This is a genomic window from Pseudomonas sp. UMAB-08 (genome assembly GCF_900095225.1).
Lineage (GTDB): Bacteria > Pseudomonadota > Gammaproteobacteria > Pseudomonadales > Pseudomonadaceae > Aquipseudomonas.
On sequence record NZ_LT607432.1, the window covers coordinates 67,701 to 87,469 of the forward strand.

A 19,769-nucleotide genomic window follows, 5' to 3' on the forward strand; every position below is an offset into this window, starting at 1 on the left:
TCCAGGGGGCAATCGATTGAAAAAATCTTTTTTACCCGGTCAGGAATTGTCGCTATAAGGTGCGCCAATGACAGCCTAAGCCTGGAGTCACTTTATGAGCACTGGCAAAGAGCAACTGGACGCAGAAGACGACTTCGCTACCGTCGAAGCGGATGACGACGAGCAGGCGCCTGTGGAGCAGGCAAAGACCAATTTGAGCAAACGTCGCACCATCGACAATCTTCTGGAAGAGCGGCGCTTGCAGAAGCAACTAGCCGAGTATGACTTCGACCTTTAAAGCATCGAATCTACCCGACCTCAATGCCTGGCAGCCTCTTATTCCAAAGGGCTTGCCCGTATAAAGCCTCTCACTCGCGAGAGGCTTTATCGATGATGAGTTATCAATAACGACCACGGCAAAGCCCGTTCTCTCTCCAATATTCCTGCTATCCCCGAGCATGGCGAAACGATGTCTCAGACCAGCCCATTGCGCTGAGCGAGCTCAATCAAATCAACCAAAGAACGGGCGTTAAGCTTGAGCAACAGGCGCGTCTTGTAGGTACTGACAGTTTTATTGCTCAAAAACATCCCGTCAGCAATTTCTTTGTTGGTTTTACCGCGAGCCAGCTGCTGCAACACCATCATCTCTCGGCCAGACAGCCGATCGACCATATCCGCCTCACTGGCGTTCCCCAGGCTTGAGCGCACAGAATAAAGTGCCTGGTTGGGAAAATAACTGTAGCCCGACAACACCGCCTTGATCGCACTCAGTAGCTCAGTGAGATCCTGTTGTTTACAGACATAGCCGGCAGCACCGGCTTGCATGCAGCGCATGGAAAAATGCCCCGGAGCTTGCGAGGTCAGAATCAGAACCTTGAAAGGCAACGTCATGGCTGTCAGACGGGCGATCACCTCCAGCCCGTCCAGCTTGGGGATACCTATGTCAAGAATAACGATGTCGGGCAAATGCTCGCGGGCCAGCTGCAAGGCGTCCACGCCATTATCCGTTTCCGCAATGACCTCATAGCCATGGCGCTCCATTAGCATGCGTACAGCAAGGCGAATGACGGGGTGATCATCCACGATCAGCACTTTATTCATGGGCAAGTCCAATTTTCGCTGTTCGATTTTTTAGAGTCAGCACAATAGCCTAGTCGTTTAGTGCTTTGCATAGCGCCCCCCCCCGAGGACCAACAGCCAGAGACCATTCCTACATATACGACAGATACGCCCTACAAAAGACGCCATGCGCGATGTACTTTTTGATCCTTTTGACAATCGGCAACCCTCAGTGGCGGATGAAATGGTTTCAGCTTCATTTGCTGATCTCCAGCATCGTGATTCACGTAATAGAATTATCACCGTTTGGTCAAGCACTGATCCGACACCTCGATAAACTATTCAATCCTGACCTCGATTTCATTTTCGAGCATGCGAGGAGTGAAACCGAGACCCGGCATTTTCAGTGCTCTCTCAGGATCCTGCGCGGCACAAATATAGCCATAAGCCATATTCCCAACGCTTTCAACCCTCAGTCTGCGGTGCCGGAAACTAACCGTTGAACAGGGCATCAGTGAGCCATGAACGCACTGATGAAAGCGCGTGTCGACCCTCTGTTTATTCAGAGATATGTCGGATTGTCGGACACAATACAGAGCAACGGTCATAAATTATTACCGATTATATTGCGTGTGTCTCAGCAAGACCTACAAATATAGAATTTAAAATCCACGCACTTGCACAGCTTTTTTATTACCTTCATCCACTTTAGGAAAAAAGCCACACGGTATTCAGAAAAGCCCTAAAGCCCGCGCACCCACTCAACCTGTCACCTACAGGAATACTTAACCCAATCGAACTGAATAGACAGTCCACATCACCGCGCAGGTTATTTTCGCCGCAGCCTTAAAACCCATTTAATAAACAAGGTACGGCTCCGGAGTGCAGACCTGAAAAAGCCATCAACCTTACAACAAAATGCATACCTCCCTATACAAAGAGCTCATCCGACCTAGAGTTAATGCTATTCGTTGAACACTGACCATACCTGGCGACACGAAGAGGAAACGTACTACATCACATTAAGAATACCGACCCCGCCATTGTAAGGAACTCGCACAACTCGCCACGCAATTCATGCAAAGCACTTTTTTCACTTGCAAATTCTATTACCAGTCGTTACTTTTTATCAGCAGCGACTCTATTAGAACGTATACCTGCCCTGCTTAATCGAATCACTGAATAAAGTTGTTCACCGAGCCTGCACACTATGCCGCCCGTGATTCGGCAATCTCATTGATTGTTGAGCGAACCCATTAAACTCGATAACTTAAAATCCGCCTTTTCAAGAGCCCTTGCTTTTCCGGCATAACCGGATAGAAGCGACTCACACCCTATGGTGTGCCCACTCCCCCAGCAGCATACAAACACAGGCCTATTACCATGAACAATAAAGACCCCCATTCCCGCCCTAAACATGCGCCTCTACTGGATTTGGCGACTGCCGTTGACCAATTCATTCAGCGAGGAGGCGTTATCAATGTTATCCCGATTGGAGAAACCGCAGAGACTATCCTGGCGTCGGAAATCCCCACCCGCCTTGATATAGATCTGGAGGAAGACACCCATAAAAAGCTGGAACTATTGAAAAGTTTGGTGGCCAAGGGGGCTGGCGTCAATGCCCTCCAATACTCCCTGAGAATGAACAAGAAGGATGTGAGACGCATGGCTGGGGAGCACGGCCTGAAGATATCCTATAGCAGACCTATTCGCGGTATCCGGAATGAAAAGAAGGCAGAGCCTGCTACCGTTGATGACGACATTGCAGGCCACGCCATGCATTATTCCAGCCTGGGGTATACGGCATGGGAGATCGCTCAGAAATTGAACTTGAGCGTGCGTCAGGTATGGAAAATCGGGCAGGACTATCGATTTGAATTCAGACAAGCCCGCGACAGAACCGACTCACGCGACTTGCCTGAGGCGTAACACATTGAGCACCCCGACCTTCATCCGAGCCTGCTCTTGTGGGTAACGCAGCCTACCAAAACCGGTGTAAGCGTGATGACCGCATCACCGTCAGTCTTGATGCCTCGCAAGGACCGGTTTTGGACTTTTCAACCTTTGCCTGCCAGCGCCAGGCAGCCTCAAGCCCGTTGCTAACCGACGTCATCGAAAAGCCCCACAGCGTCCCTCTCTAATAACTACAGAACTTAGTTATCTATCGCAATTCACTTCGACCCCGCCGCTACCGTTAAACATGCCCACTCGGGCTTGCCCATTGCAAAAGTTTCAGAAATCCGCTTAAACAATATCGCTCATCTCACATAATCTGATGCTACCTCCAGGAACTAACATGAATAAAAACTCCATTACCGGCATGAACCCCGTGCGTATAATTGCGTTGTTCGCCGCGCTCTCCGAAGCCTCCGCCGCCACGGCGCTGCCCTTTTTACACGAGGACAACCAGGCCATTTATGTTTGGTTCCTCATTGCCTTCCCTTGCACCCTGACGCTTATGTTTTTTTTGACATTAAATTTTAACTATAAAGCCCTCTATGCCCCGTCTGACTTTTCCAATGAAAAAAACTTTATAAAAGTTTCAAAAAAAACCGATCTTTCTTCTAAAGACACCCCGCAGCCTGCCGCACTCAAAGTACCTGCTACCGGGGACAAGAAGAAATCATTCTCGAAACTCTTGCTCCACCCTGCCAATAGACTGGACGTTTTTTATGGAGGGCCCCTCTCCTGTCAGCGCGACTTAAAGAATATTCTATCCCTGCTCACTGCCCAGGACGGCCCCTCTCGCAGCAGCGCATCTCAATCAACCCGGTGGATTCTAGTGCTCAAAGACTGGGACGAACCAATGCCCCGCGATGAGCTCATTGAGTTAATTAACCACTGGACAACAAGCACGCCATATACCGATATTTTCGCCGTATGGGTGATTGAATCAAACACCGTTTCCTTTCTGTGAAAACGCCCAAAACTCTGGAACACAATTCAACTGCCCGCTGCCCACCGTAGGAACAACACGGCGGCCATCATGGGTAACTCTAAAATTCACAATGCTCTATTTACTTTATTGCGTAGGCGCTCACCTTGAACAGATGCGGCTTTTTCTTCCAGCGCTGTCCGACCAACGATAACAGCCTTACATTCCTTGGATGAATCAGAAAGGAACCGCTTAAATTCAGACTCTTTTTTAACCGTGTGACGCGGCACGTCTTTCTATAAAAACAGCTAATGTAATGAGAAGCCGAGTACACATATTTCCCGCCTTAAACGCACACGTAACCTACCCCAACAAGTTCGTACCTACGACCGAGAGAACACGACAATGACGCTATTAAAAGACTATCACGACACCCAAAAAGCGCTTGAACAACAACTGCTGTTGCTGGCGTCACTCAAAAAAAATTTATCGTTAACAAAGGAGCTGGAGTTCGAGAAAAAAATCAAAGCGTTGATGACGCGCTACAGCAAAACGCTGAAAGACGTCGTTACACTTTTTGACACCGCTGCACCGCTTACTAGCACGACTGTTCACGAACGTCCTGTCACGTACACAACGGGCGCCAAGAGACTGAAGAAGACACTCGAATCAAAGCGTCAGTGATCCATTTCACGAGCGTACCCGCGACGGCAGAGTTGAATCACAGGGCGACCTGGCAGCCCCTATGCGATGACCTGGCAGCGCTGAAAAGCGTTGCCAGACTCAAATTCAACGCTAGCCCTTGACCCGCGTCCATTGGAAAGACGGGTCAAGGGTTCTATCGCTTCCGTGCACAAATACCGCAAAAAAAACCTGGTTTATTCAACGGCACCCGGCACCGGCCATCAGAACAACTTACGGCCTTTGTTTGCAGCGATGCGCATGCGCAGAGCATTCAATTTGATAAAGCCGGCCGCGTCCGCCTGGTTGTAAGCGCCGCCGTCCTCTTCAAACGTCGCAATGTTTGCATCGAACAACGACTCGTCAGATTTACGACCTGTGACGATGACATTGCCTTTATACAGCTTCAGACGCACAACACCGTTCACGTGGGCTTGAGACGCGTCGATCATCTGTTGCAACATCAGACGCTCAGGGCTCCACCAGTAGCCGGTGTAAATCATGCTGGCGTACTTAGGCATCAACTCGTCTTTGAGGTGAGCGACTTCACGGTCCAGGGTGATCGACTCAATGGCGCGGTGGGCGCGCAGCATGATGGTGCCACCTGGGGTCTCATAGCAGCCACGAGACTTCATGCCAACATAACGGTTCTCGACGATATCCAGACGTCCGATACCGTTTTCGCCGCCGATGCGGTTCAGGGTGGCCAATACTGTCGCAGGCGTCATATCTACGCCATCCAGCGCCACGATATCGCCATTGCGATACGTCAGCTCAAGATACGTTGCAACGTTCGGCGCGTCCTCTGGGGACTTGGTCCAACGCCACATGTCTTCTTCGTGCTCAGTCCAGGTGTCTTCCAGCACGCCGCCTTCATAGGAGATGTGCAGCAGGTTGGCATCCATGGAGTACGGCGACTTCTTCTTGCCGTGACGCTCGATCGGGATGGAGTGTTTCTCAGCGTAATCCATCAGTTTTTCGCGCGACAGCAGGTCCCATTCACGCCACGGGGCAATCACCTTGACGCCGGGCTTGAGGGCGTATGCGCCCAGCTCGAAACGAACCTGATCGTTGCCTTTGCCGGTGGCGCCATGGGAAATGGCATCAGCGCCGGTTTCGTTGGCGATTTCGATCAGACGTTTGGCGATCAGCGGACGCGCGATGGAGGTACCCAGCAGGTACTCGCCTTCGTAGACGGTATTGGCACGGAACATCGGGAACACGAAATCGCGCACGAACTCTTCGCGCAGATCGTCAATGTAGATTTCTTTCACGCCCATGGCTTTTGCCTTGGCACGCGCGGGCTCGACTTCTTCGCCTTGGCCCAAGTCAGCAGTGAAGGTCACTACTTCGCAGTTGTACGTGTCCTGCAGCCACTTGAGGATTACCGAAGTATCCAAGCCACCGGAATACGCGAGAACTACCTTGTTTACGTCCGCCATGCCATCACTCCACCGGGTTGTACGGAAAACCGGTGATTCTACCGCTCAAACCTATCAATTTACAGAGGCGCGACAGCGTGTGACGACGAAGCGACAGTTAGTGTCGAGAGTACGACCGATTCATGCGGTTCAGGACGTGGCAGCCGCATTGCTCGCAGCCGCAACAGGTGCGGCCTCATCAGGCGCGACACGTTCCAGCTGGATGTTGACCCGACGGTTGCGCGCACGGTTGGCGGCATTGGTGTTGGGCACCAGCGGATAGCGCTCGCCATGAAAGCGCAGGGTTATCTGTTTTTCCTGCACGCCTTGAGTCTTGAAGAAGTCCATCACCGCCAACGCCCTGCGCCGCGACATATCGCGATTGGTCAGGCGATTACCGCTGTTATCAGAATGGCCATCGAGTTCGATGTGGTTAACGGTGGGATCGGCTTTGAGGAACTCAGCGATAACTTGCAGCTTTGCCCGCGCTGGCGCATCAAGATCGACGCCGTTACCCGGGAAACCTATTTGCGCCTGCTTGACCTGTTCGAAGTTCATCGGTAGCAATTTGGCGGTACAGGCCTGGTAATCACTGAACGCCTTGTTGAACCTGACCGGTAACAGCCGCACTTCCACGGCACTACCACCCTCTTGGGAGTAATGACGAATAACCGGACTGCGACCTTCAAGCAAGCCTGCCATCAGGCGCCCGGCCTGACCTTGAGAGCTATTGAAGGGAATGCCGCCATTGCTCATTTTGACCGAGCCCAGATTGATATCACCGCGCCCCGGCTGCCAGGGCGCTGCCGCCGCCAACAGGGTCGCAGAACCCGAGCCGAGCATACTGCCGCTAGCCTTGAGACGAAACGTGGCCTGTTCACCCGCGCGGCGCACGAATTCGCCCACACCGAAATCGGTGATAGGTTGGGTCAGGCGACACTCAAATTTGTCGCCTTCGACTTTCCATTCGATACTCTCCAGACGCGTCTGGAAAGTGATAGCCACTGCCGGCAGACTGGCAAACACGCTGAGCAAGGCTAGATAACGCTGGCGCACGGGAGGCTCCACTAGAAAACTGCATACGTCTGGCTATCGGTAACTTCCCGGAAAACTTGATAGCGAGTGCCTGGAAGAGTCTTTTCCGGTAGCATTCCCAGCGAGTTTGACCCGCCTGGAATCCCCAATGTCTGACCGCCTGACCCTTCTGCGTCCCGACGACTGGCACATTCACCTCCGTGATGGAGCTGTTTTGCCTCACACCGTCGCTGACGTAGCGCGTACTTTTGGACGCGCAATCATCATGCCGAACCTGGTGCCTCCCGTGCGTAATGCACAGGAAGCTGACGCCTATCGCCAGCGCATTCTTGCTGCGCGCCCGGCAGGCAGCCACTTCGAACCGCTGATGGTGCTGTACCTGACCGACCTGACCCAGCCGCAAGATATACGCGCGGCCAAGGCCAGCGGGTTTGTCCATGCCGCCAAGCTGTACCCGGCCGGGGCAACCACCAACTCCGATTCCGGCGTCACCAGCATCGACAAAATTTTCCCGGCGCTCGAAACCATGGCTGAAGTCGGCCTGCCGCTTCTGGTCCACGGGGAAGTGACCCGTAGCGAAATCGACGTTTTCGACCGTGAAAAAATCTTCATCGATGAGCATTTACGTCGAGTGGTTGAGCGTTTCCCAACGCTGAAGGTGGTTTTCGAACACATCACCACCCGCGAAGCCGTGCAGTTCGTCAACGACGCTTCGGCGAACGTCGGGGCGACGATCACCGCCCATCACCTGCTTTACAACCGCAACCACATGTTGGTCGGTGGCATTCGCCCGCACTTCTATTGCCTGCCGATTCTCAAACGCAACACTCACCAGGAAGCATTGCTCGATGCCGCCACCAGTGGCAGCGCGAAATTCTTCCTCGGTACCGATTCAGCGCCTCACGCCCAGCAGGCCAAAGAAGCGGCGTGCGGCTGTGCCGGTTGCTACACCGCTTACGCTGCCATCGAGCTGTACGCCGAAGCGTTCGAACAACGCAATGCCCTGCACAAACTGGAAGGTTTCGCCAGCGTTCACGGCCCGGCGTTCTACGGCCTGGCACCCAACCGCGACACCATAACGCTGGTCCGTGATGAATGGACCGCACCTACCAGCCTGCCATTTGGCACGCTGTCCGTAATTCCGCTGCGCGCCGGTGAAAAACTGCGCTGGCGCCTGCTAGAGGAACACGCGTGAGCGAAGATCATTTCGACGACGAACAGGACGGTCATGGCGGCGGAGGCGGAGGCGGCTCTCGGCACCCGATGGCTGCCCGTTTCCGCGGCTATCTGCCGGTCGTTATCGACGTAGAAACCGGCGGGTTCAACTCGGCGACCGATGCGCTGCTGGAAATCGCCGCAGTCACGATCGGCATGGACGAAAAAGGCTTCGTGTTCCCTGAGCACACTTACTTCTTCCGTGTTGAGCCGTTCGAAGGCGCCAATATCGAAGCTGCCGCGCTGGAGTTCACCGGCATCAAGCTCGATCACCCGCTGCGCATGGCAGTCAGCGAAGAAACCGCGCTGACCGACATCTTCCGTGGTGTTCGCAAAGCCCTGAAAGCCAATGGCTGCAAACGCGCGATTCTGGTGGGGCATAACGCCAGTTTCGACCTCGGCTTCGTAAACGCTGCCGTCGCGCGCCTCGACATGAAGCGCAACCCTTTCCACCCGTTCTCCAGTTTCGACACCGCGACCCTCGCCGGTTTGGCATACGGTCAAACCGTGCTCGCCAAGGCCTGTCAGACCGCGGACATCGACTTTGATGGCCGTGAAGCACACTCGGCCCGCTACGACACCGAAAAAACCGCAGAGCTGTTCTGCGGCATCGTCAACCGCTGGAAACAAATGGGCGGCTGGGAAGACTTCAACGACTGAAGCCTGACCTGCTCTCTGAGAACCGGCCCACGTGGCCGGTTTTTTTATGTTTGCTGACCTGCCCGGAACAAGGTCGACACATTCAAACCTGCCTACAGGACAAAACTGGCTTATCCGCCACCTCCCCATCGTTCCCTGCCCGTAGTCGACAGCTCTAATCCGGGCCTCAGACAAACTGCTTTGACAAGCATTCTCATTACCATTAGTATCTCCAGCACTGAGTCATCAACCAGCGACGGTTCTCACTTATGTATGTCTGCCTCTGCCAAGGTGTTACTGATGGGCAAATCCGGGACGCGATCCTTGAGGGTTGCTGCAGTTACCGTGATGTCCGCCAAACATTGGGCGTTGCCAGCCAATGTGGCAAATGCGCCACCGTTGCCAAAGCCGTCGTGCGTGAGACCCTGACTGAGCTGCAAAGCAGCCAGGTGATGCTGGCCTACCCCGCAGAATTTTCAGCTGCCTGAATATCGCCTTGTCAAAGGACCGGACCGTGTGTCCGGTTTTTTTATGTCTTTAATTCAAACGCTTAGCCCATAAATGCAGAACTAAAACGCTCTTATCAGCATTTAATTCGACTTATTATTCAATACCTTAGGTTTGACAGCCCCTATAGTGCGGCTCAGACTCCGAGCTTATCTACATCAGCCATAGAACAGGACCTCGACATGAAAGGCGACATCACCGTCATCCAGCATCTCAACAAGATCCTCGGAAACGAGCTGGTCGCAATCAATCAATACTTTCTGCATGCCCGCATGTATGAAGATTGGGGCCTGAAAAAACTCGGCGCGCACGAGTACCACGAATCCATCGACGAGATGAAGCACGCTGACAAGCTGATCAAGCGCATTCTGTTCCTGGAAGGCCTGCCTAACGTACAAGACCTGGGCAAGATCCTGATCGGCGAGCACACCAAGGAAATGCTTGAGTGCGACCTCAAAATCGAAAAAATAGCACTGGCTGACCTCAAAGCGGCCATCGCTCACTTTGAAGTGGTTGGCGACTTCGGTAGCCGTGAGCTGCTCGAGGACATTCTCGAATCCGAAGAAGAGCATATCGACTGGCTTGAAACCCAGTTAGGCTTGATCGATAAAGTCGGGATCGAGAACTACTTGCAGTCGCAGATGGGCGACTGATCGCTCACTGACGAAAAAGCCCGCTCTCTCACGAGGGCGGGCTTTTTAATGCCTGGCATTTGAGCGCGGTGAGTCAGGCACACCGCGTCAAATCATTCGCAGGCAAGCCTGCTCCCATAGGTTCGGGGCAGACTCACATCAGCATCCATCAAGCGTCGGCTTTATCAGCCGCTGCTTTGGCGGTCGCTTCTTTGACCTGCGTTTGCAGCTCACCACTGGCAAACAGCTCAGTGATGATATCGCTGCCGCCGACCAGTTCACCACCGACCCACAGCTGTGGGAACGTCGGCCAATTGGCATATTTAGGCAGGTTGGCGCGAATTTCCGGGTTCTGCAGGATATCGACGTAAGCGAACTTCTCGCCACACGCCATCAATGCCTGGGAAGCTTTGGCCGAAAAGCCGCACTGCGGAGCATTCGGAGAGCCTTTCATGTAAAGCAGAATGGTGTTGCTGGCAATCTGCTCTTTAATAGTTTCGATGATATCCATGGAGCACCTCGGCTAAACTTTCCGACTCAGATGTCGGCACGGTGGCGCATTGTAACGGAATCCCGAGCACTGCGCTCGGGCTCTACTCAACCGCCGACGGGTTACTTACGCCGCCGCCACATGCACCGGCACCCCGTTCAGTACGGCGTTGCCTGACAGCGCGTCCAGTTGGTGCTCATCCGTCAGGTCGTTGGCGCTGACGCCCGGCTGCTCGCTGGCGATGCTCATGTGCACCCCTGGGCGCGCATGGCCCCACCCATGAGGCAGGCTGACCACCCCCGGCATCATCTCGACGCTGCCCAGGACGTGCACCTCGACCACCCCGACCCGCGAACTGACCCGAACCCATTGCCCGTCAGTCAGCCCGCGGCTGGACAGATCATCCGGGTGCATCAGTAACTGATGACGCGGTTTGCCTTTCACCAACCGGTGATAATTATGCATCCATGAATTATTGCTGCGCACATGGCGACGGCCAATCAGCAGCAGCTCTCCTGCTTGTTGAGGCGCCTGCATTGCAGAGAACCGCGCCAGATCGGCAAGGATCACAGCGGGTGCCGCCTGAATCCGCTGATTGGCCGTCTTCAGACGCGGTTGAAGGTTGGGTTTGAGCGCCCCCAGATCCAACCCATGCGGATGATCGCGCAACGTCTCCAACGAGAGTTTGTGTTCAGTCGCATCGCCGTACAGCCCGGCGCGCAAACCCAGGTCAATCATGCGTGCTGGCGGGATTGTCGGCTTCAGCTCGCGCCCAGCCTTTGCGGCAAATGCCTGGGCCAGGCCGACGAAAATCTCCCAATCGTGCAACGCACCTTGGGGCTTTTCGAGAATCGCACGATTGAATCGCGTGACATTGCGCACCGCAAACATATTGAACGTGGTGTCGTAATGATCGTTTTCCAGCGCAGAGGTCGATGGCAGAATCAGGTCGGCATAGCGCGTGGTTTCGTTGATGTACAAGTCGATGCTAAGCATGAATTCCAGGCCGTCCAGCGCCTGCTCCAGCTTGCGCCCGTTAGGGGTCGAGAGCACCGGATTGCCGGCAACCGTGATCAGCGCGCGGACCTGCCCTTCCCCTTCGCTTAATATTTCTTCAGCCAAGGCAGAAACCGGTAGCTCGCCCGCGTATTCCGGCAGACCCGAAACCCGGCTCTGCCAGCGATTGAAATGCCCGCCCGAGGTCGAGCTGACCAGATCCACCGCTGGCTCGGTACACAGCGCGCCACCGACACGGTCCAGGTTGCCTGTGACCAAATTGATCAGTTGCACCAGCCAATGGCAGAGCGTGCCAAAGGACTGTGTGGAAATCCCCATTCGCCCATAACACACCGCTTTATCAGCACCGGCGAAGTCACGCGCCAGCTGGCGAATCTGCTCCGCCGGCACGCCACAACGCGGGCTCATGGCTTCAGCATTCAGCTGCGCGATAGCCTGCCGCACCTCATCCAGCCCATCCACCGGCAGATGACTGTCACGCGTAAGGCACTCTTCGAACAGGGTATTGAGCATGCCAAACAACAACGCCGCATCCCCTCCGGGCCGCACGAAAATATGTTGATCGGCAATCGCCGCCGTTTCGCTGCGACGAGGATCAACCACCACCACCTTGCCGCCGCGTGCCTGAATCGCTTTAAGGCGTTTTTCAACATCGGGGACCGTCATGATGCTGCCGTTCGACGCCAGCGGGTTGCCGCCAAGAATCAGCATGAAATCGGTGTGATCAATGTCGGGAATGGGCAGCAACAGACCGTGTCCGTACATCAAATGGCTGCTCAAATGATGAGGCAACTGATCCACGGACGTCGCAGAAAATCGATTGCGGGTTTTCAGCAACCCCAGGAAATAGTTGCTGTGGGTCATCAGCCCGTAGTTGTGCACGCTGGGGTTGCCTTGATAGACCGCCACCGCATTTTGCCCATGACGCTGTTGCAGGGCGAACAAGCGCTCGGCGACCAGGTCAAACGCGGCTTGCCACTCGATAGGCTGCCATTCGCCGCCCACTCTGAGCATCGGCTGACGCAGGCGGTCAGGATCGTTCTGGATATCTTGCAGCGCCACCGCCTTGGGGCAGATGTGACCCCGACTGAAGCTGTCCAGAGCATCGCCCTTGATCGACGTGATCCTGGCCCCGGCACCCTCTTGGGTCGTGGTCTCGATGGTCAGCCCGCAAATGGCTTCACACAGGTGGCAGGCACGGTGGTGGAGGGTCTTGGTCATTGCCAGCCTCATTTTGTTTTGGGCCACCTTACGGCAGCGGAAACAAAACTATGGCGGTTGAGGGGCGAGTACGCCAGAGAGGTTCGTCTTGTGAATCGGGGAGCATCAAGCGGGCCGATACGGCCCGTGCAGGTGTGCCGATGCGCGTCAGTTGATCCGCAGCATCAGGTTATCGGCGTGACTGACTTGTGCTGCATTTGCAACTCATCGACGGTTTCGATCTGCTCCTGAGCGACATGAACGCCGGTCAGTTCGCCGATCAGGCGCCAATGATCATCGAGGCCCACGCTGATGGTCGCCATGCGGTCAATCATGCGCCGCCCCGCCGACCGGGTAATCTCATCGTTGCTGCGCAGCAACTCGAATGACATGGACGTTATCGACGCGGTGAGGTGCGTCAGAGTACGTGCCGTCAGTCCGAGTAATTCCGTAAGCTGCTGTTCTTTAGAATCCATTCCCCGCGGCTCCTGTGATGAGCAATTGCTATTTATACCTCAGCCTCGACATTTATGAAATGCTCAACCAGCCCGCTCAGGGCCGGGGCAGACAGTAATGTTATGGAACTGTTACATGATCGACATTAATTGCCAAGGTCTTGGACCCCAGTGTACAAATGCTTCTGTCTTTCCAGAAGTCAGCGAGCTATTGGCAATACGCGACATTTGCTTATAACGGAATATTAGGGAAACACAGGGGATTGAGCCATTTAAGCTGTTTCTCAAACCCCTGTATTTACGCTGAATTCCCTGCTCTCACCTGAGCAATCCGCAAAGATTGGCCCAAGAATTGGCCCAGACCTCCCCCGGCGTCCTGCCGACCGAACACAACCCCTTCCTTTATACCGACACCGCCTCATGCGTCACCGAAAGCCGCCTCGTCCAATAGCTCCTGTCGTTATCTGGCATCAGCTCAAAGGCCAGGTCTTCGACCTTCATCCCGCCCGAGCAAGCCTTGTACCGACTGCCACCACCCACCCGCAGACCGGCATACATCAGGCCAGCGCGGCGCTTATCGGCATCCATCGCCAGTAGCATTTCGAAGAACAAGGCATCGCAGACTTCACGAGGCACTTCATTCTGGCAATACAGGAGGTCGTGAATGACGCCACATGCCCGATCCTCGATGCCCATCAGCAGTGGTGTGATAATCCACGGGGTCGATGCCAGATCGGTCACAAACCACTTGGGTGCGGTGTAAATGGTGCCGTCGATGGACTGATACCGGAAGTCGGTCATCAGCACCCATTCCCCTTTGGCGTAGGCGCGCAAGATCAGCGGGTCGAGGAATTGACCTTTAGTCATGAGCGACCACCTCGTCGGCGCAGGTAATAGCGACCGAGTTCGGCGCAATGGTGGCGTTGACCAGGATACGATTGGCATACCGCGCAGGGTTGGGGATCGCGCAGTAAGCCTCCACGGCTGAGCTGGTGGCAGACACGACGGTACAGCCGGACAGGGTGAGTAGGCAGGCGATCAGGATTAGGCGCACGTCACTACCTCCATTGCCTGCGCGTACAGCGCATCCCATGTCTTACGGTGCGGCTTTCCGGGGCGCCAGGTGCGCAGGTACAGATCCCATGCCCTGGCGACTTCTCCTACTGCTGGCAAAGGCTGCGGATCAGTCCAGAGCAGCAGTCGGGCGAACGCAGAGGCCAGCACATCATCATGCTCGAGCGCGCCGTATACCGAATCAGCGGTAGCTTCCACGTTGCGGGCAAGGCACACCGACTCAGCAAGCGCTTTGGTCGATGGATGTTCAAGCACGCCACGCACACCGCCATTCCGTTCGAATTGCCAAAAGCCACGGGCCGGGCCTCCAATCTGTCGACGGTATTCGAAGCGACTTTCTTGCAGGCCGATAACCAGCAGCATCTGCTCGGAACGATGGCCTGACATTTTCAAAGGCAGCAGTTTGAGCGCCGGGGCGATGGCCGAGGCGTGGATTTGTTGCAGCATGGGTTTCTCCAGGCGAAAAAAAACCGCTCAAGGCGGCCGGGGTAGTTGAAATTTGCAGTCGTTACACCGGCCACCCCTCCTCCACCATCGCCGCTGTAATCGACCCATCAGTCACCGCAGCCAGCAACTCCTCTTCGCGCTTGAAGCTGCTGCTGACGTGCACGTAGACCGCTGCCGATAGCTGCTGAATCTCTGCATTGCTGGTTGGCCGGAATACGATCACGCCCGTCGATAGGTCGAGGCACTTCCAACCGCTTCCATCTGCACGCAGTCCGCGATTAACCGCGATGTCTTCCTGCGTGATTTTATTCTGCGAGGATCGGTCTGTGGCGATGCCGTAACCCTTCCAGGTAGTGCCAGACTCCTCGGCTTTGAAGCGGCGAGATGCGATCAGGGTCGGCCAGTCGGGTGCAGGAGTCGGCTCTGGTTCCGGTACAGCTTCCAGCTTATCCCAGCCGCTTCCGGTCCAGCGCGCCACCTGCGAACCGGTCAGTTTCATTGGCTTGGTTGGTGTGCTTCGCGGTGGCATGGCGCCTAGTTCGTCAACTTCTATGCTGCCGGCATATAATCCCTGTTCATCCCACAAGTACAAAGTAATCATCAGGCCACCTTCGCTTTAATGTATGCGGTAACGCCTAGAACCGGAATTACTTCGGGCGTAGTGAATTGGGTAGTTTTATCGTAGCTTAAAAGTGGGAGACTAGCGGATACCGGAGTAGTCGCAACAGCTACGAACTTATCACTACCGCACGCTACCCCACTCCATGTGACGGAGCGTGGCAAAGCTTTTGTAGTCCAGTTATTCCCATCTAGCGATACCCAGCAAAAATTACTATCGGAGGAGCCTGAAATAATTATAAATATTCCGGAACCAAAAGCAACTTTGCCCAAATATGGAACAGCTGGAGTTCCTAACGCTTTATATGTCCAGCTTATCCCGTCAATTGACGTAAAAACCACTCCACTATTATTGGTAGCTACAAACTTTCCATTCCCGAAGACGATATATAAAGAGCCTAACCCATTTGGCGATGTGCGGGTAGTCCAGGTAGTTCCGTTGACAGATGTAGCAAATGCCCCACCCTGGGTATTACCGGCAACAAATACGCCATTGCCGTAGGCAATTCCGTACCAATAACCCGTTGTCGGGAAAGTCGTAGCTGTCCAAGTTATACCGTCTGTCGAAGTCATACCGACAGCGGAAGAAATTGGGCCAACCACAAATCTCCCATTCCCGTAGCTTACGCTAATAGGGTTTCCTATACCCCCCGGAGCAGTCCTAGACGTCCATGTAACGCCATCCGGTGAAGTTGCGATACTGATACTGCTCTGACCTATTGCAACAAACAAACCGCCGCCATATGTTACATCAAACCAGTAGCTTGAAGCTGGCAAAGTTCTAGCCGTCCACGTAATACCATCTGGCGAAGTGTATGCTGTACTACTAGCCTCACCTGTGGAAGGCATAGCCACAAAAACCCCATTACCGAAAGCAACCGAGCTACATCCGGCCGGAAGTGCTCCGGCTGCTGCTGCGGTTGATGAGATATTAGGCAAGACTCCAAGCTTAGCGAATAGCTCCGGGTAGCTAGATTGCAAGTAGACTGTATTTGTGGGCAGGTAAGTTGCTCCGGGCGCGCTGGCGGTAACGAGCATATCCCCGACTTGCTGACCTACAGACTTAAATTCGACGCCAGTTTCGTCAAGCTTCGCAACGAGCGCTTTGCCTCCATTACCGACGAGCGACGGAAGCCCCGCTGCCGATCCTGCTGCCGCCGCCGAAACTTGCGCACTGTTAGCACTGGTCGCCGATGCTGTAGCGCTACCGGCTGAACTGGTAGCGCTGGAAGCCGAAGCCGTGGCGCTGGAAGCCGCTGAACCTGCCGACGTTGCGGCTGCCTCCTTATAGCCCTTCGTATCGGCCGTAGCGCCAGCCTGCCACGTCAGCGAAGTATTGACCTCTGCAACCATGTCCGCCTGAGCGGTGAGCGATGCCCCTGCCTTGGCGTCAAATACCGCCTCGGCGTCAGTTGGCAGCGGTGCAGGTGGAAGCGGTGTCAGCAGCGGAGGTGTCGTTGATACTGCCATTACATGAGGCTCCTTACTTCGAGGGTGTATTCGGCGCGGTCGTATGTTGGAAGGCCCATGGCGAGCCTGTCGAAGCGACCCACAATGATGGTGTAGTCGAGGTCTTCACTTCCGATGTAGAGCGCAGCCGTGTCTTTGAGCAGGTTAAGTGTTCGCAGTGCGCTGGAAACTTGATCGCCAGTCATCACCACGCTGAAATCAACGTATCGCCGTTCGCCACCCGGCACGACATTGATATTCCCGAAATCATCTTGCTTGACGTGGGAATAACTCTCGCTGCCGAGACCGGTACCATAAACAGCGACACCAATAGTCTTGGCCATCCCGAGCACCAGCATGCCTACTTGTGCGGTGCCACCCGGTGCACTAATGAGAAAGCGAATATCTGCATTATTGAATGCCGGCAGATCGAACTGAGCGACGTTGTCTTTGGTGGCGAACTCTCCGAAGTAATACTGATACCAACTACCGCCCGCCTTGCTCGACATATTGAATGTCTTGTCGTAGATGGGAGTAGCTGTTCCGGGAACGGTCATCACTACGCGAACAGTTGACGCCATGACACCGACCAGTCCGAATGAATTGATTCGCGCAGCAGGCCGGATTGTCAGGTCGATGCTTTCAGGGTTGGTCGTGAAGCTGCCAATCATCCATGTGGTGCCTTGGCGCTTGTTGAACATCTTCCAGCGGTTAGTTGGACCGAGATTCAGCCACGCGACGGGGGTGACCTTATCCGTTTCTGGGTTACGGCCAGTGTTCGCCACCAGCGCTTCATAGTTGTTATGGTTAAATATCACTTTGGCGCCGAGAGCGTATGCCGTGCCCACCAACCACAACGGGTTATCCGTTTCCGGCACGTTGCTGCTGATGATCTTCCCGCTGGCAGCCGTTATCTCGATAGGTGGAACAACTTTCATTACGCTCATGCTGTTGCCACCTTAGTTTGAACGGTGCCGTTGATCTGAAGGCCGCCCTCTTTAATCTGGCCGACGTTGCTGGACATTTTCTCGAGAAGTTTCCAGAAGGCTGTGGAGTTGTCTTTTACCTCCTGACGCAGCGCCCGCACCTCAGCAGCCGTGGCACCTGAGTCACCGCCATTGAGCATTGATGCCGTCTGGTTCGCGTTGTAGATTCGGCTCGGGCCGGTGACCTCCAGCTCTGGGCCGTTCTCGCCAACCAGGCGCAGGCCGCCGCTGTGGAAGCCGCCAGATGCGTAACCCCTGATTTCGCCGTTCGCGATACCGTCGTTCCTGATGGCGGCAGCCAGGCCAGCAGCCGTAACGGCCCCGCTACCCAGCAGGCCCGCCCAGTACGCCGCCCCGGAAGGATCGACATCTCGACCAAGCACGCTGTTGTAGACGGAGTTCAGATCCGAAGCGCTTGGAGCGCCTGCTGTTCCGGTGTACGAGCCAGAAGCAACAGCCGACACTTGCGCCGCAGACGTGGCCGCAGACATGGCCGCCGAGAGCGCCACGCCCAGCCCAGCAATAGCGTCCTTGACCGACAGCACCGAGGTATCAATCCCATTGAGCTTGTCGACTTGGGCTTGAGCCAGGGAAAGCTGAGCATCCAGCCCTTCCATTTGCGCGTCGAACTGGCCTTTGGCGTCTTTAATCTGATCCTGCACCGTCTTGAGCAATTGCTGCTCGGTGGTGAGCTGTACGCCATTGATGGCATTCAACTCGGCGACTACGTTCGCTGTACGGCCCTGCTCGCGATTGAAGTCTTCCAGAGAGCTGTACAGGTCGGTGGTGTTGGTGCTGACCGTGGACAGCGCATCGTCGAGACCGGTGATACCCGACAGCGAGCCGCCAGAGCGGGCCGTGGCCAAAGCACTTTGCAGTGTGGCCTGAGCCTGCGCCCGCAGCATCTTCACCGCATCGTCCGACGTGCCATTCAAGGACTTCAGGGCGTTTTCCAGTGAGCTGCTGACGGCCGTCATGTCCGTGACGCCAGTCTGAGCGGTCTGCAGTATGTCGTTGAGCGATGTTGCCTGTGCGTTATAGGCTTCCGTGAGCGCGTTTTTCTCACCCGTGACCGCACGCTGTACGGCGCTCATGGCCGAGGTGATATTGTCTGCCAGGGTTGTTTTCAGGGTTTCAGCGGCAGACTTTGCCTTGGTTTCGAGGATGTCGTACGCAGATCCTGCAGTACCAGCCAGGCTCATCAGCGTGTCATACATTTTCTTGCCGGCGGCTGTAGTGTCCTTGCTCGCAGCCTCGACCAGATCGCGAAACCCTGCGCGCAGTGGTGGCAGGCTTACGCCTGCGTCCTTGAGCACCTGATTGAACCCGTCCAGCGAGCGCGCAGCGTTTTCAGACTCGCTGTAGAAGGCGCTGTAGTACGTGGACTGGCGAGCCTCAAGGATCTTATAGGCCGCATCCGCTGAGGTAGACATGTTGAGCAGCGTCAGCAGCATCTGACGACCGGATTCAGTCGTCTTGTCGATACCTGACACCATGTCCCGGAAGCCATCGCGGCTATCAGGCAAGGCAATGCTCAGCGCGCTGAATGCGCCCCGCACATCAGAAAGCGTGTTGGTAGCCTTCTCTGCATCCGTAAAGAAGCTTCCGTAGTAAGTGGCAAATGAGGTTTTCAGCGCATCTAAACCGCCCGCCCACAGCGACAGCTGCTCAGCCATGAAGCCGCCGGAGACCGACATGTCGTAGGCGCTGATGCTCACATGCTTGAATACATCGTTGACGCTGAGCAGGTTACTGACGAAGTCCTGCAACCCTACATAGCTATTCGTGTAACAACCTTCTCGACCACCGAGGTTTACCGGCGCATCGGGAAAGGCCAGTTTCCACGACAGATAAAGATCGGCGCCAAGAGTGTTGTCTGGGTTGAGCAGGAAGTAATGGCGTGGATTGATCTGATGATTGCCCATGGGTAGATGAGGCCAAATTCATCAAGGTCTCCGGCGTCGAAGAGCGCGTAATCAAGACTTACAAG

General features: G+C 55.0%; 22 protein-coding genes. 10 read left to right on the forward strand and 12 right to left on the reverse strand.

Annotated features, from left to right (window positions below; all coding sequences use genetic code 11):
• The first annotated feature begins 94 nt into the window (after positions 1-94).
• Complete coding sequence (locus K0F75_RS22525; protein ID WP_219064172.1) at positions 95-277, forward strand: PA3496 family putative envelope integrity protein; 183 nt, start codon at positions 95-97, stop codon at positions 275-277.
• A gap of 176 nt (positions 278-453) precedes the next feature.
• On the opposite strand, the gene K0F75_RS22530 is transcribed toward K0F75_RS22525, so the two are convergent.
• The gene (locus K0F75_RS22530) at positions 454-1,080 is read right to left on the reverse strand and encodes a response regulator transcription factor (protein WP_219064173.1); all 627 of its coding nucleotides are present in this window, start codon (positions 1,078-1,080) and stop codon (positions 454-456) included.
• Positions 1,081-2,421: 1,341 nt separating this feature from the next.
• Between K0F75_RS22530 and K0F75_RS22535 the strand changes: the two genes are divergently transcribed.
• The 3 genes from K0F75_RS22535 to K0F75_RS22545 all read left to right on the forward strand — a co-directional run bounded on the left by K0F75_RS22535 (position 2,422) and on the right by K0F75_RS22545 (position 4,597).
• Positions 2,422-2,967 (forward strand): hypothetical protein, encoded by a 546-nt coding sequence (locus tag K0F75_RS22535; RefSeq protein ID WP_219064174.1) that lies wholly within the window; start codon positions 2,422-2,424, stop codon positions 2,965-2,967.
• 367 nt (positions 2,968-3,334) lie between these two features.
• A complete protein-coding gene (locus K0F75_RS22540) occupies positions 3,335-3,955 on the forward strand; it encodes a hypothetical protein (protein WP_219064175.1) in 621 nt (206 codons plus the stop codon).
• 363 nt (positions 3,956-4,318) lie between these two features.
• Positions 4,319-4,597 (forward strand): hypothetical protein, encoded by a 279-nt coding sequence (locus K0F75_RS22545; protein ID WP_219064176.1) that lies wholly within the window; start codon positions 4,319-4,321, stop codon positions 4,595-4,597.
• A 221-nt stretch (positions 4,598-4,818) separates the two neighbouring features.
• Here the strand turns inward: K0F75_RS22545 and K0F75_RS22550 are convergent, their stop codons facing one another.
• Positions 4,819-6,036, reverse strand: coding sequence for an argininosuccinate synthase (locus K0F75_RS22550; RefSeq protein ID WP_219064177.1), 1,218 nt, complete (start codon positions 6,034-6,036; stop codon positions 4,819-4,821).
• Positions 6,037-6,165: 129 nt separating this feature from the next.
• Positions 6,166-7,071: an OmpA family protein gene (locus K0F75_RS22555; RefSeq protein WP_219064178.1), complete on the reverse strand. Its 906-nt coding sequence runs from the start codon at positions 7,069-7,071 to the stop codon at positions 6,166-6,168.
• A gap of 127 nt (positions 7,072-7,198) precedes the next feature.
• Between K0F75_RS22555 and pyrC the strand changes: the two genes are divergently transcribed.
• The 4 genes from pyrC (at position 7,199) to bfr (ending at position 10,064) form a co-directional block, all read left to right on the forward strand.
• Complete coding sequence (pyrC, locus tag K0F75_RS22560; protein WP_219064179.1) at positions 7,199-8,245, forward strand: dihydroorotase; 1,047 nt, start codon at positions 7,199-7,201, stop codon at positions 8,243-8,245.
• The gene (gene rnt, locus K0F75_RS22565) at positions 8,242-8,925 is read left to right on the forward strand and encodes a ribonuclease T (protein ID WP_219064180.1); all 684 of its coding nucleotides are present in this window, start codon (positions 8,242-8,244) and stop codon (positions 8,923-8,925) included. Before pyrC ends, rnt begins: the two co-directional genes overlap by 4 nt.
• A gap of 248 nt (positions 8,926-9,173) precedes the next feature.
• Positions 9,174-9,392, forward strand: a complete 219-nt coding sequence (locus tag K0F75_RS22570) for a bacterioferritin-associated ferredoxin (RefSeq protein ID WP_219064181.1) — start codon at positions 9,174-9,176, stop codon at positions 9,390-9,392.
• A gap of 201 nt (positions 9,393-9,593) precedes the next feature.
• Positions 9,594-10,064 (forward strand): bacterioferritin, encoded by a 471-nt coding sequence (gene bfr, locus K0F75_RS22575; RefSeq protein WP_219064182.1) that lies wholly within the window; start codon positions 9,594-9,596, stop codon positions 10,062-10,064.
• A gap of 148 nt (positions 10,065-10,212) precedes the next feature.
• On the opposite strand, the gene grxD is transcribed toward bfr, so the two are convergent.
• The 7 genes from grxD to K0F75_RS22610 all read right to left on the reverse strand — a co-directional run bounded on the left by grxD (position 10,213) and on the right by K0F75_RS22610 (position 15,327).
• A complete protein-coding gene (gene grxD, locus K0F75_RS22580) occupies positions 10,213-10,554 on the reverse strand; it encodes a Grx4 family monothiol glutaredoxin (RefSeq protein WP_219064183.1) in 342 nt (113 codons plus the stop codon).
• A 105-nt stretch (positions 10,555-10,659) separates the two neighbouring features.
• Positions 10,660-12,771, reverse strand: coding sequence for a molybdopterin oxidoreductase family protein (locus K0F75_RS22585; protein ID WP_219064184.1), 2,112 nt, complete (start codon positions 12,769-12,771; stop codon positions 10,660-10,662).
• Between the two features lie 164 nt (positions 12,772-12,935).
• Positions 12,936-13,226: a hypothetical protein gene (locus tag K0F75_RS22590; protein ID WP_219064185.1), complete on the reverse strand. Its 291-nt coding sequence runs from the start codon at positions 13,224-13,226 to the stop codon at positions 12,936-12,938.
• A 381-nt stretch (positions 13,227-13,607) separates the two neighbouring features.
• Positions 13,608-14,072, reverse strand: coding sequence for a DUF1353 domain-containing protein (locus K0F75_RS22595; protein WP_219064186.1), 465 nt, complete (start codon positions 14,070-14,072; stop codon positions 13,608-13,610).
• Positions 14,065-14,259: a hypothetical protein gene (locus K0F75_RS22600; RefSeq protein ID WP_219064187.1), complete on the reverse strand. Its 195-nt coding sequence runs from the start codon at positions 14,257-14,259 to the stop codon at positions 14,065-14,067. Before K0F75_RS22600 ends, K0F75_RS22595 begins: the two co-directional genes overlap by 8 nt.
• Positions 14,250-14,726 (reverse strand): hypothetical protein, encoded by a 477-nt coding sequence (locus tag K0F75_RS25960; protein ID WP_257604467.1) that lies wholly within the window; start codon positions 14,724-14,726, stop codon positions 14,250-14,252. The genes K0F75_RS22600 and K0F75_RS25960 overlap by 10 nt, the downstream gene beginning before the upstream one ends.
• Positions 14,727-14,787: 61 nt before the next feature.
• Positions 14,788-15,327 (reverse strand): hypothetical protein, encoded by a 540-nt coding sequence (locus tag K0F75_RS22610; RefSeq protein ID WP_219064188.1) that lies wholly within the window; start codon positions 15,325-15,327, stop codon positions 14,788-14,790.
• A 1,122-nt stretch (positions 15,328-16,449) separates the two neighbouring features.
• On the opposite strand from K0F75_RS22610, the gene K0F75_RS22615 reads away from it, so the two are divergent.
• Positions 16,450-16,635, forward strand: a complete 186-nt coding sequence (locus tag K0F75_RS22615) for a hypothetical protein (RefSeq protein ID WP_219064189.1) — start codon at positions 16,450-16,452, stop codon at positions 16,633-16,635.
• 178 nt (positions 16,636-16,813) lie between these two features.
• Here the strand turns inward: K0F75_RS22615 and K0F75_RS22620 are convergent, their stop codons facing one another.
• Together K0F75_RS22620 and K0F75_RS26090 are read right to left on the reverse strand one after the other, a co-directional pair.
• Complete coding sequence (locus K0F75_RS22620; RefSeq protein WP_219064190.1) at positions 16,814-17,740, reverse strand: hypothetical protein; 927 nt, start codon at positions 17,738-17,740, stop codon at positions 16,814-16,816.
• Entirely contained in the window at positions 17,737-19,476 is a 1,740-nt protein-coding gene (locus K0F75_RS26090) for a DUF4214 domain-containing protein (RefSeq protein ID WP_306823070.1), read from the reverse strand. Before K0F75_RS26090 ends, K0F75_RS22620 begins: the two co-directional genes overlap by 4 nt.
• A gap of 21 nt (positions 19,477-19,497) precedes the next feature.
• Here K0F75_RS26090 and K0F75_RS22630 point away from each other — a divergent pair, with 21 nt between their 5' ends.
• Positions 19,498-19,710, forward strand: coding sequence for an AlpA family transcriptional regulator (locus K0F75_RS22630; protein WP_219064192.1), 213 nt, complete (start codon positions 19,498-19,500; stop codon positions 19,708-19,710).
• The last annotated feature ends 59 nt before the right edge of the window (positions 19,711-19,769 follow it).